9 protein-coding genes are annotated in these 12674 nt (G+C 62.3%); 2 read left to right on the top strand and 7 right to left on the bottom strand.

What is annotated here, in order from left to right:
* Positions 1-23: 23 nt before the first annotated feature.
* From pelG to ACEN2R_RS04915, 5 genes are read right to left on the bottom strand one after another with little or no spacing between them, the layout of a single operon-like run.
* The gene (gene pelG, locus ACEN2R_RS04895; protein WP_442039792.1) at positions 24-1523 is read right to left on the bottom strand and encodes an exopolysaccharide Pel transporter PelG; all 1500 of its coding nucleotides are present in this window, start codon (positions 1521-1523) and stop codon (positions 24-26) included.
* Positions 1520-3040, bottom strand: coding sequence for a GT4 family glycosyltransferase PelF (gene pelF, locus ACEN2R_RS04900; RefSeq protein WP_442039794.1), 1521 nt, complete (start codon positions 3038-3040; stop codon positions 1520-1522). Before pelF ends, pelG begins: the two co-directional genes overlap by 4 nt.
* Entirely contained in the window at positions 3037-3888 is an 852-nt protein-coding gene (locus ACEN2R_RS04905; RefSeq protein WP_442039796.1) for a hypothetical protein, read from the bottom strand. The genes pelF and ACEN2R_RS04905 overlap by 4 nt, the downstream gene beginning before the upstream one ends.
* Positions 3881-4933: a hypothetical protein gene (locus tag ACEN2R_RS04910; RefSeq protein WP_442039798.1), complete on the bottom strand. Its 1053-nt coding sequence runs from the start codon at positions 4931-4933 to the stop codon at positions 3881-3883. The genes ACEN2R_RS04905 and ACEN2R_RS04910 overlap by 8 nt, the downstream gene beginning before the upstream one ends.
* Entirely contained in the window at positions 4926-6497 is a 1572-nt protein-coding gene (locus ACEN2R_RS04915) for a polysaccharide biosynthesis/export family protein (RefSeq protein WP_442040025.1), read from the bottom strand. Before ACEN2R_RS04915 ends, ACEN2R_RS04910 begins: the two co-directional genes overlap by 8 nt.
* Positions 6498-6659: 162 nt before the next feature.
* Between ACEN2R_RS04915 and ACEN2R_RS04920 the strand changes: the two genes are divergently transcribed.
* Together ACEN2R_RS04920 and ACEN2R_RS04925 are read left to right on the top strand one after the other, a co-directional pair.
* Positions 6660-9059, top strand: a complete 2400-nt coding sequence (locus ACEN2R_RS04920; RefSeq protein ID WP_442039800.1) for a hypothetical protein — start codon at positions 6660-6662, stop codon at positions 9057-9059.
* Between the two features lie 15 nt (positions 9060-9074).
* Entirely contained in the window at positions 9075-10400 is a 1326-nt protein-coding gene (locus ACEN2R_RS04925) for a tetratricopeptide repeat protein (protein WP_442039802.1), read from the top strand.
* Here ACEN2R_RS04925 and ACEN2R_RS04930 read toward each other — a convergent pair.
* Both ACEN2R_RS04930 and galE read right to left on the bottom strand, forming a co-directional pair.
* Positions 10363-11460, bottom strand: a complete 1098-nt coding sequence (locus tag ACEN2R_RS04930) for an endo alpha-1,4 polygalactosaminidase (RefSeq protein ID WP_442039804.1) — start codon at positions 11458-11460, stop codon at positions 10363-10365. The genes ACEN2R_RS04925 and ACEN2R_RS04930 overlap by 38 nt on opposite strands.
* 83 nt (positions 11461-11543) lie before the next feature.
* On the bottom strand, positions 11544-12662 hold the full coding sequence (gene galE, locus ACEN2R_RS04935; protein WP_442039806.1) for a UDP-glucose 4-epimerase GalE: 1119 nt from the start codon (positions 12660-12662) through the stop codon (positions 11544-11546).
* Between the last annotated feature and the right edge of the window lie 12 nt (positions 12663-12674).

Below are 12674 nucleotides of genomic sequence, written 5' to 3' on the forward strand. Positions count from 1 at the left end.
CAGCTTGGCCCGAATAATTCGGTTCAGGTCCGCCGCTTCGCCATAATTTTGCCTAATTTCTCAACGCGCCGCTCAACCCATGGTGGAAGCACAAAATATCGCAGCTCGGTCTCGGTTGAATAGAGCGAATCGTTTTCACCGACGAATATCAAAAAGTCGTAATGCGAAAGGGCGCGATAGGCCCAGATAAACGCGAAGGCGGCCGATATCAGTGCCGCAAGAAAAATCGCATAGGCCGACACGCCAAGCCATTCGTAAAGCACGACGCTGGCGACCAGATTGGCGCCGAAGAACAGGAACTGCACATAAAAGAACGTCCGGTTCCTGCTGCACAGGATCAGAACGGCAGAACTGAGATAGACGATGGAATGCAAAAACACAGCGATGACGCCGACTTGCAGCATCAGGAACTGGGCAAAGCTGAAGGTCATCATTCGGGTCAGAAGGGGGGCCATCAGCACAAGGCCCGCAGCCACGGCGGCCTGCACAAAGACAATCTTGAACACGCCCTGCCAGACGGTCTGGCCCAGCCGGTCTACCGATTGGCGAAGGGTGGTGTAGGTCGAGCGGTCCCGCAAGGCGCGACGGAAATCCTCGATCGCCTCGGTGATTTCGCCGTCATGGAACAGCAACATCGCGGCAAAACTGGGAATGATCGACAGATGCGCAATGAACATCACGCTGTCATAGGCGCTGAAGTGGCGGAATCCGGCAGAGGACGTATCGCCGTCCGCCCCGAACCAGAACACCCATTTGTCGACCCAGACACTACACAGAGCCAAAAGGATGCCAAGGCAAAGATGGCGGTGGCGCATGGTCTCGTCGAACAGCGCGGTTGCGGCGGGCCGCAGATTGCCACGCGCGCCGCCGTGCAACCGGTTCACATGGGCGATACACAAGGTGACACAGACGGTCACACCGGCGGTAAAGCACCAGATCAGGAATTCGGTGGTGGGTTGTTGTGTGGCGGCGGCCAGAATGCAGATCACCGAAATCGCCATGCCGATGGAAAACGCCGAGATCAGAAAGCGAAAGGCGCGCAGGCCGATCAACACGGCGAAACTGGTCCAAAGCATAGCGGCAGAGATCGACAAGAATACAAAACTTACTGCAATTCCAATTGGTTCTATTCCAAGGCTCATGCAGATCAGAACCGCAAGCGCCTGTGTGATCAGGCCAGAGCCGATGGCCGCCACCAAAAACACCTCTGATACCAATGTGCCGTCGCCGTCCTCGACCGATCGCCGGACCAACCGCGAGGCAATCGCGCCGATCGGCCCCGCAGCCAGAGGGGCCGTGCAAAAGGCATAGACCACGGTCAGGCGCAAATCCTCGATGGCTGCATTGCCAAGGACCGGCTGCATGCTGATCGAAATGATCGCAAGCGCCACAACCGTCACCAGCCACGGGCCCGCCGTAATGATGATCGCGGCCCCGAACCGCCGGATCGGGCCAAGCAATGCGCCGTGCAGCCACCAGCCGATACCGTTTTGACCTGTTGTATCTGTGTCGCGCAGGGTCATGTCACATCAAGCTCTCTGTATAAATCCCTGTATTTGTTGGCAGAGACCGTCGAGGTGAATGAGGTCTCGACCCGCTGGCGCAAGGTCTTGCCGCAGGCGTTGCGCAACGCCTCGTCACCCAGCAGTTCGATCACCGCCCGACCGATGGCATTCGCATCCATCGGGGGCACCACGCGCCCCGCCATGCCAAGGTTCGGTATCTCGTCTGCCGCGCCCTCGATGATCTCTCGGCAGGACCCGACATCGGTGCTGACGCAGGGAATAGAGGCGGCGCCGGCCTCCAGGATCACAAGCGGCTGCGCCTCGCTGATGCTGGTCAGCACCATCACATCCATCCGCGGCAGGTATTCCATGATGTTGACGCGGCCGGTAAACACCACAGTGTCCTCCAGCCCCAACTCTGTCACGCGGCGCTTGCACATCTCGTAATACTCGGGGTCTTCGTCGGTGGGGCCCATGATCAGGACCTCCACATCGGGGATCGACTTTCGAATAACCGCCGCCGCCGCGATGAAGGCCTCTATGTCCTTGATCGGCACAACCCGCCCGATCAGGGCCGCAGTGGGCCTTGGGCGGGGCTCGGGGATGATGCCCGCGAATTTTTCCAGCATGATGCCGTTCGGGATCACCCGCAGCTTGTCCTCGGTTGCGCCCAAGGCCCGTTGCATCGACTGGTTCGCACCATAGAGCGTGGTGATCTTCGAGGCGACTTTGTAGGTGATCGTGGCATAGGATTCGAACGAGTTGATCCAGAAATCCCGCACGTCGGTCCGTGTGTCACGGCTGGCCAGCCCGCCGTGGATCGTGTCGTTCAGCCAGTCCGCCATGACAAGGTCGATCCGGCGTTCGTTGGTATAGATCCCGTGTTCTGTGATTGCCGCCGGTTGCCCGGTGGAAATGGCGGCCCTGGCGGCATATAAACCGGCGTAACCTGTTGAAATCGAATGATAGCAGCGGGCAGGGGGCACGGGCGCCGTCAGCACCGAAAACAGGCTGCCCACCAGATTGCGCCAGGCCCAGAAGAAATCCGCGAAGGCCGCGTGCGGGGCGATCCGCTGATAGACGCCGATCATCACCTCCCAGCACAGATAGGACCCCGCCAGTTCGTCATAACTGGGGACGGCGGGTGTGCGCACCCAAGGGAAAGGTTTGCGCCGCAGGGGCGTTTCGGCCAAGGCCACAAGGGTTGCAAAGGCCGCGGGGTCGCCGTTTTGCAGCACCTTGCACATCGTGTCGATCAGGCCCGCGCGGTCAAAGTCAAGCTGCGCCGCCGGGGGCCTTCGGGTGACGGGGGCAAGCGGGACGACCTTCAGGAACCGGACATTCGGCGGCAGGTCGTATTTGATGTCGCGCGGGCGGCTGTCGGCGGTGATCGCCACGATGCCGAAGGTCAGATCGGGTTGGGTCCGCATCAACCAGTCCAGCCAGGTGGACACGCCGCCCGACACAAAGGGGTAACAGCCCTCGACCACAAGACAGACGTCAACCGGGGCGCGCGCATCCTCGATCCGGGTCATGCCATCCCCCCGCAGGAATAGCGTTTCAATTGCGGAGGCGCCTGCACATCCTGCCTGGGTGCCGCGCGGGCGGTTGCGTTTTGCGGGGGCTGTGGTTCTGCGTCGCCCGCAAGGGCGATCAACCTGTCTGCCAGTTCCGGCTCCAGAAAGCCGGATCGCGCCACATGCAACAGTTCTGCCTGCGACGCGGGGGGGGCCGGTTCGATCAAAGCCTTGGCGCGGCGGCCAAAATCGCCGCGCAATTTGGCGAACACGGCGGCGGCCTGAACCCGCACCACCGGCACCTTCGAGGCAAGCGCCATCTGCAAGGGCCCATACATCGCGGGCTGGTAGGCGCGCGAGATCGCCGCGATTGCAGCCTGCTGATCGGCCAGCGTTCCGGTGGAAAAAATCGTGTCATAGCTGCGGGGGACGGCGGCGGATACCTCTGGTCTCCGTCCCTGTCTGATCTGCGCATAGACCTTTTCGGCAGGGGTCAAGGGCAGGGCTTCGCGCTTTGGCTGCGCTGCAATTTTGGGAAACCATGCGCCGACCTGCCCTAGAACCTGCGCGCTTGCATCGCCCAGGAAGACGGCGATGCCGCCCAGCGGCCCCAAAAGCAGCAAGAGCAAGGCCAGACCAAGGGGGTCCACGCTCCACCGTTTGCCGGCGCGCGAGGCGACGGCGCAAAGCCCGATCGTCACCGCGTTATGAACTGCGATCGCGGGCAGGGTGCCAAGGGTTGCGGCAAACCACTGCGTCAGGATCACCAGATCAATCAGCGCCAGCCCCACAACCAGCGCATACTGGGTGTTTCCGGCGGTAAAGCGCAGCTGCGCCGTCACTTTTGCCCGCGCCCGGTCAATCACCGCGAACCTCCGCGCCGACGGCGGCGGACAGCGGTGCAAAACCGGCGACAGAGACGATGCGCTGCGGCTGCCCTGTCTCGATGCGGGCCAATGCGGAACTGATGATGGCCGCCAAAAGCTCGGCGACGGCGCGGGTTGTGACCGCGTCGACCTCGCGTTCCGCGACAAAGCACACCGCACCGGGCGAGTCGTGACCGGCCAGAGGCGGGATCGCACTGACCACCAGAAACCGGTCAGGTGGATCGGATGCCAGATGCCGCGAGGACTCCAAAGTCGCCACGGTGTTGCGCAGGGACGTGCCGGAATGCGGCTTGGCTTTGGCAAACTGCGGGAAATCGGTGATCGAGACCACATCTGCGGTTTCACCGAAGTCGCGCTTTTCGTCGGCCATCACCAGTTCCGACTGCAAGGGTGAGCATAGGCGCGCAACAGATTGAAAACGCTCCTGTAATTCATCGCGTGATGCATTGTGAAGCGCCAGAAACCCTTCCAGAAGCGAGGGCGTCATATCCAGTGCCCCCGAATGTGTCACGGCGGCCAGCTCGGTATGCTCCAGCACTGTGTCAATCCGCTGGACCTCGCCCGCAAGCGCCTCGTTCATCTCGCGAAGATCCCGCGCCTCTGACCTGAGATCGGCCTCTTTGCGCATCTCACCCTGACGGAATACCCCGATGCACAACGCCGCCAATAGCCATTGCAGCGGCAAAATGGCCACCTCTACGTAATGCGCGGTGATGTCGGCCCCGACAGGGCGCACCGGCCAATCCATCATCAGCGTCGCCAGCCCAGCGGTGGCCACCCCCACGAACAGGCCGTGTTGCACCGCCGCCAGAAGGACGACGATCCAGAACGGGTGCTGCACCAGCATGGCGTAATAGCCGGTGCCGAAAAACAGCCGTTCGACGCCCACGGCCAGCAGCAGCAATATCCCGCTTTCGACCAGACCGCGCAGGAACGGCTCTGACTCGTTCATCTTCCAGCCCGTCGCATAGCGGACGTCGACCATGCCGCGTTCGATGCTGCGGTCCGTGATATAATCATTCATTTTTCAGACCTCCCTCGATGGCGTTCAACAGCGGGGATGTACCGCGTTCCAGCAAGGCCAGATCGCTTGGCTGGTCCTTCATCAGGATTGTGACGGTTGCCAGATCACCGGCCCAAAGGCGCGTCGCCATAGAGGCGTTGATGCGCTGTAGCCCGTCAACGGCGGGCCGGTTGATTGTGACCTGAAACGGCAGATCGCCACCCACCGGCTGGCCACCGCGCAACGAAAACGCGATTTCAGCGCTCAGCGTGTCAAGCTGTGCCACCAGACCGTCACGCTCTTCGGCCAGATCGCGGATCTGCTGACTTAGCATCTGGCGGCGCGCGGCCTTGTCCACCGCCGCAGTCTGTTCCGCCAGGTTCCGCGAGGCGCGCAGGCGCAGCAAGGCGCCGTTGGTATCCATGCGCGCGCCTTCCAACGTCATGATATTGAACACAACTGTGTCCAGTTGCGCGGACGAGATCAACCGCCGGTTTTTCAGGTCGGTCAGGTCGTCACGGCGCACATACATCTCGTCCAGTTGGTCCCCGACCACCTGCAACTGGCGCTGCATGTCGATGATTGCAGCATCGGCATCGGCCACCTCGGACTGGCTGCGGATGCGTTTCGCCTCCTGTGCGGTGATGTCGGCGTCAAGCGCTGCCGCCTCGGCGTCGATCCGGGCCTTGCCCAGAATGCCGGTCACCGCATCGCTTTCTTCGACGTTCAACTCGATGGTGCGGGTGCCGTTCAGCGCGGCCTCGATCCGGCGACGCTCGATCAGAACCCCCGCGATGGCCTGTTCCAGTTCTGCCGAGCGGGCGTTCAGGGCGATGTTGCGGCGCGCGGCGTCGATGCCGCCGTCGGTCGGGCTGCCGGCAAGGGCCAGCAAGGTCTCGACGGTCATTCCGGGCGTAAAGGCGTAAGAGCCGGGCGCGCGCACCGCGCCGCGCACCAGAACGGGCGGACGTGTGGTGAAATTGGCGTTCACGACGGTCGTTGTTTGCGTCATCTCCACCATCTGCCCCGCGATCAGGCGCTCTGCACAGTCCAGCGATTGGCCCAGCACGTTGACGCGCCCGACCAGCGGCAGGGACAGGGTGCCGTCACCGCCAACGTCGAAAGTGCCCGAGAGGTCAAGCCGCTCGTAGGCGATATCTTGTTGCGGCGCGGTCTCTGTCCCCGTGTCGGCCCCCGCCGCGCGGGCCAACGCCACCTTCTCGAAAAACCGCAGGTTGATGCGGTCGCCAATCACCACAGACCCGCTGTCCTGTTGGGCCGGACCGCAGTTCGCCTGACGTTGCGCCAGCGTTTGCGGTGCCTCGGGCAGCCGCTGCACGACGGTCAGGCCCGCGGGGTTTTTCTGTGGCGTATCGGGCGGGGCAGGCTCCGTGCCCGCAGCAATGTCCACCTCATCGGCGCGCGGTCCAGTTTGAGATTCTGGACCGGAAAATCCGAACACAGCGGGCAGCTTTTCGGTCAGCGCCTCGACCCCTCCGTTGCGCAAAATCTGGGTGGTGGAAATGATGCCGATCCCAAGCGAAACAGCGAGGATATTGAATGCGATTTTCGACGAGCGTTTCATGTTCAAAATTGAACCCCTGTGTCGCGTCCTACGGAAAAACTTGCTTTTTATCAATCAAATGTCTGAAGGTAAGTGTATGTTATATCCTGTTTTTATCAACCTTCATCCTACACCCGAACCAGACAACTTCGGATTAGATCCTTTCGGAAATTAGGAGTAACGATGCGTCGAAAGTTGTATAATTCCTTCGGTTATTCCGTCCTTTGGACCGCCCGCATTCCGGGCGCTGCCGGCATCTGTGGACGGTGGTTTTGCGCCGTGGTCCAGCGGGGATTTTTCCGTGTTCCGACGCTGGCTATAGCGGTGCTTTTTGCCGCCCTTGCCACATCCGGTGTGCGGGCTTGTCCGGCGGGGGCGAACCTGCCGGACCCCCGTGTCGTGATGGCCCTGTATGACAGCACGCAAGAGCCCGATCCCCGCGACACAAGACTGCACCGCTTTGTGGAATTCCCGCTTAATCATTTGGGATATGTTCTGGAGTATGTCGATGTGGCCACCAACATGCCGCCCGATGTGCTGGATGCACGGTTTGCGGGCACGGTGTCGTGGTTTGATTCTGCCCTGTCGAACGTCGGCGGATTCGCCAAATGGGCGGCGCAGGTCGAAACGGTGTGCGGCGGCGATCTGAAACAAATCGCATTTGGCGATGTCGGCGTGACATCGGGCAACGGATCTTCGGCTGATATCAGCGCATATCTGGCCCGTTTGGGGTTGGAATTATCGGACTTTGAACAGATCTTCGGTGCCCTGGCTGAGGTCACCTATCTGGACCCCGCATTTGTCGAATTCGAGACCGGTTTCACGGTCGAGACAGGTCGCTATCCCGCGCTGAGAAAGACGGCCGAAGGCGAGTCCCTGTTGCGGGTGTCTGCCAACATTATGCAAGACGCCACCGGACTGGACCTGCTGGTTCTGGGCCCACGGGGGGCCTATGCCCATGGCAGCGCCACCCTGAACTACGACGACCGGCTTGGCGGCGGGTTCTGGGTGCTGGATCCTTTTGCCTTTTTCAACCGGGTCTTCGGGCGCGGTCCGTCGCACCAGCCCGTCCCTGTGCCCGATGTCACGACGCTGGACGGTCGGCGGATGTTCTTCAGCACCGTGATGTCAGAGGGCTGGCTTGCCCTGAAACCCGCGCGCAGCTTTGGCGAAGAGCCGCAACTGGGGTCCGAAATTCTGCGGGACCGTCTTATCGTGCCGTTTCCCGACCTTCCCGCCACGGTCGCGGTTCTGATCGGCGACCTTGACCCCGCGCTTGGCGGGCCGCTGGCCGTGACCGGCGCGATGGTCGCCAAAGGGCTGTTCGCCTTGCCGCAAGTGCGGATCGCCTCGACGGGGCGCAGTCTGATCCGCGACTGGGGCTATTTCGCGCGCTATGATATGCAAGGCGAGGCAGAGGCCGTGAAGGCCCTGCGCGGTGGTCCGGCCGACGCCGACACAGGGCTGGTCAATGTCGCGGTGCGCAGCCTTGGCGGCGCGTTTTCCGCGTCGGGCCAAAGCGATACGGACCGGCTGGCAACCGCGCCGCGCCACTATTCCCGCGACCCGTTCAATGTGGTTTCGGAAACCACCGGTGCATTGGCCGATGCCGCCGCACTTGCGCCGGAAGGGCGCGCGCCATCGGCGTTTTTGTGGACCGGCGACGCGCGCCCGTTCGAGACGGCACTGGCGGTCGTGCAGGATGCGGGCATTGCCGCATTGGGGGGCGGCGGCGGGCGCTATAACCAGTTCGCGCCGTCGGTGTCTTTGCTGTCGCCCTTTACTGCGCCGGTGGGCAGTCATTTGCAGGTCTACAACGCCCTGAGCGGTGACGAGACCTACACAAATTACTGGACCACCCCGATCTACGGCTTCCATGCCTTTGCCGAAACCCTGGCCTGGACCGAGGCACCGATGCGGCTTAAACCGTTCCACCTTGCGTTTTCGGCGCGCTCTGCCGTCGATTTCGGAACTCGCCGTGCGATCGAGACCTTGCTGGACCGCGCGCGCATCGGGGATTTCATTCCGGTCACGGCGGCGGCCTATGTCGGGGTGGTTCAGGGGTTTCAAACCGTCCGCGCCCATCAAGACAGCGCAAATGTCTGGCGCATTCAGGACCGCGGAGCGCTACAAACAATCCGCTTTGACGGGGCCGGGGCGATCAGTCTGGATGTCGCGGCCAGCAGCGGCGTTCTGGGGGCAAGGCGGTCGGGCGATGCACTTTATATTGCCCTGAACCCCGCGACCCCCGAGCCGGTGATCTCGGTTGTGCAAAGCGATCGCGCCTCGGGGATAGAGACCGCTATGGGCGCGCTGGCTCTGGGTGACAGCCGGTTCACCATAACCGACCTGCAACATAAGGGATGCACCAGCCGGATCACTGCGGCGGGGCAGGGCGATGGGCCGATGACATGGTTCGGCGCGCCCGATCAGGCCTACGCCTTGCATGCGACGCCCGCAGCGGACGAGGCTGTCATCTTGCTGGACGAAACGGTGCAATCGGCGCCGGACGGCGCGTTACACTTTACGGTGCCCGCCTATGAAAGCGCGGAATTCACAATCACAGTAACCGGTCAGTGTTAAGTCAGGGAAAATGCGATGCAACGATATGTCTTGATGCTTTCGGGGTTTTGCGCGCTTGCCGTGCTGGCCATCCTGTTCCTTCTACCATCCCCGACCGTCCGCTTCGAGGGAGAGCTGGCGATGATGGAACCCGATGACGCGCTGGTCCGGCTGAACAGGGCGTCCGATGCAACCGAATTCAGCGATAATCTCAGCCTGACCCATGCCGATCTTGCGATGATGTCCGGCGATATGGCGACGGCGCGACGTGCGCTGGTGCGTCTGAGCGGGGTAAAGCCCCTGACCGCGCTGGTGCAGGACGATCTGGCAGAGATCGCGCGGATCAACGGCGACCTGTCCGGCGCGATCACCCATCTGACCGCAGCCTATGCCGACACGCCAACGCCCGAGCGGCGCAAGGCGCTGGGGCTTTACCACCGGATCGGGCAGAACAAGGCCGCCGAAATTACGGTGCTGCAATCGGTGCCACCCCGGCGCCTATCCGATTGGGAAGTGATCCGGCTGGCGGATCTGTTGTCGTCCACGCGCCAGTTCGAACCGCTGGAGGCACTGTATCGTGTGGTGGCGGCGGGCGAGACGAAGGTGGCGGATGCGTTCAAGATGCGGCTGGTGGATTTTCTGGTGGAAACCGGCCGCCCCGATGATGCAGCGGCGGTTGCCCTGATCTGGTATAGGGATGCGGATTACGATCAGGCCCCGCTGGACATTGCGGTGCCGGTTCTGATCGGGCGGGGCGCAATCGCGCAGGCGGCGGCGCTGGCCCTGCGGGCCTTGCAGTCGTCCCCCGACACCGGCCACAGCATGATCCTGACCTTTGCCAAGAGCGGGCACCGTGCGATTGCGCTGGAATTGCAGCGCCGCAATCTGGCGCGGTCCCTTGTGGTGTCGAACGAGGAATGGGCGACCTATACCGTCATGGCCGAAATGACAGGCGACCTGCGCGGGCTGCGACAGGCGCTGTCCTCACGCACGCAAAGCCGGATAGAGGAAGATGTGCTGATCCCGGTTCTGATGCAGTTCCTGCGCTATCAGGGGGCGGGGGCGTTGACGCCCTACCGGGCCTTGTTGACACCGGCCCTGTTGCGCAAAGCCCCGTTGATCGGCGCCGCATGGGCCCGCGCCCATCACCGCACGGCAGAGGCTTATGCGGATCTGGTCAGCGCGGCACAGCAACCCCTGAGCGATTGGGACAAGGATATCTGGGTCTATACCGCCAACACTCTGCGCGGGACGGACGCGTTTGCGGGCTTGTTGGGGGGGGCGGTGCAGGACCCGCGCCTGTTGGACGCGCTGCGCGGCAGCTTTATTGCAAGGCTTGATCCGGCATCAATTCCGAACTAGGCGGATAAAGCCTGTCGAACGCCTCGTTCTGTGCGACATAGGGAACAAAGCCGACCTTTGCCGCGCGCGCGGTTATATCGTCTTGCAGACGCGCCGTGCCCTCGTCCTGAAAATGGCTGGTGTAATCCAGCGAGAGCACCTTGACCCCCCGATGCTGGTAATCCTCTTGCAGGGCCTGCACGGTCTGCGCCTCTGTCGCAGAACCAAAGATGTTCTCCATCAGGATCGCGTCGATCGACCCAAGGTAGCTGGCAAACCTGGCCTGTGCGGCCTTATCATCGCTGTCCGGTCCGGCGTCGCGCCCGATGTAGGCCCCGTTGTTCACCACAATGATCGCGCCACAGGGCGATTCCTTTGCGCGGGCCGATATCTTTTGCACCAGCGCCATCATCGCGCGGGCATGGCCGGGCGCGGATTGCGGACCATCCACCGGCATGCCATCGGGCCAGTCCAGCCCCGTGCCGGTGCCAAAGCTGTAATAATGCAGCACGTCGTCCAGAAACAAACCGTTGAACCCCAGCGCCATCAGCCGGTCGACGCGCTCCAGCAGGATCGCCTCCCACTCTGGCGTCCAGTAGGTGGCCAGACGTTCGTCATGGGCGGTCCGGGGGCCGAACCAGTTGCGCGGATCGGTGCTTTGGCTATTCACCCAATAGTCGCGGTAGTCCTCGATCTCGGCAACATTGAGATAGGCGATCACCGGCCGCGTGCCATCGCGGCTTATCATTGCGACCTCGTCCTTGGTGAACAGCTGTTCGCGCCCGTCTGCGGTGTGCAATGCGCCGACCTTGCTGGCCTCGACAATCAGCAACCCGTGGGGGGCCTTGGCAAGGTCAGCCGCCGAATACCCGTCGCCCCAGTATTGCACCCCGAACCCGCGGGCCAGCGCACGGGTCAGGGCACCGCCCCGTGTGGGTGTGGCGCAGGGTGTCAGGGGGGGCGTCGGGTTGAACAGGCGCACCAATGGCTCTGCCGAGGCTTGCCCCAGCAGCGCGATCCCACCCCCAAATCCCACTCCGAATCCGGCGGCGGCGCAGGTCATGATCAACAGTTTTCTCAAATCGGTCACTTCTTTACGAACAGGCACTGAACATCGTCTCAAATCCCCGCGCCGATCCAAAACAAGCGGCGCGGGGCGTCTTGTTAGTGGTGCAACCTATCGGGCGCGACCAGCGGCGGTTGCGGCAGGGGGCTGTACTCTGCCATCTTGCCATTGGGTCGCGTCCGCGACGGCGGCATCTTTTCTGCGGCCTGAACCCGGGAATTAAAGGCCCACTGATCCTGACACATCCGGTCCAGCCCGAACGTCGCTCTCCATCCCAGACATTGCTTTGCATAGGACGGATCGGCCACAGAGGCGGCGGCGTCACCGGCACGTCTGGGCACTATAGCATAGGGAATCGGAAATCCGCAGGCTTTCGAGAAGGCCTCGATCACCTGAAGAACGGTGTAGCCTGTGCCGGTACCAAGGTTGATGCGCCGGTGCTGCCCTGTCTCGTTTTCCGACATCATGCGCCGGATCGCGGCCACATGCCCCTTTGCCAGATCGACAACGTGGATATAGTCGCGCATCCCGGTGCCGTCGGGGGTGTCGTAATCACCGCCAAAGACCTGGACACGGTCGCGTTCGCCCGCGGCGGTCTGCGCCACAAAGGGGAACAGGTTGTTCGGGATGCCGCGCGGGTTTTCCCCGATCAGCGCGGTTTCATGGGCGCCAACGGGGTTGAAATACCGCAACGAAATCGCCGCGAATGTCGGGTCAGAGGCAATAAGGTCGTCGATCATTTCCTCGATGATCAGCTTTGTGCGGCCATAGGGATTGGTGACACTGACCCTGGCGGATTCGGTCACAGGCAGGGTCTTGGGAATGCCGTACACCGTGGCCGAGGACGAGAACACCAGCCTGGACACGCCGGCCCCCTTCATCGCCGTCAAAAGCGAGATCGCGCCGTTCAGGTTGTCACCGAAATACAGCATCGGGTCGGCCACGGATTCACCCACCGCCTTTTTGCCCGCCAGATGGATCACCGCATCCACATTGTACATCCGCAAGACCCGTTCCACCGTGCCACGGTCGCGCACATCGCCGGTCACCAGCGACACATTGCGCCCTGTGATCCGTTTGATCCGGCGCACGACATCAGGGTCGGAGTTTTCAAAGTTATCAAGAATTACAACGCGGTATCCGGCATCCAATAGTTCCGTCACCACATGCGAACCGATATAGCCCGCGCCGCCTGTCGCCAAAATACATTTTGTCATGGACCGTTCCCC

Source organism: Pseudogemmobacter sp. W21_MBD1_M6, assembly GCF_052119585.1.
Lineage (GTDB): Bacteria > Pseudomonadota > Alphaproteobacteria > Rhodobacterales > Rhodobacteraceae > JBGQOJ01.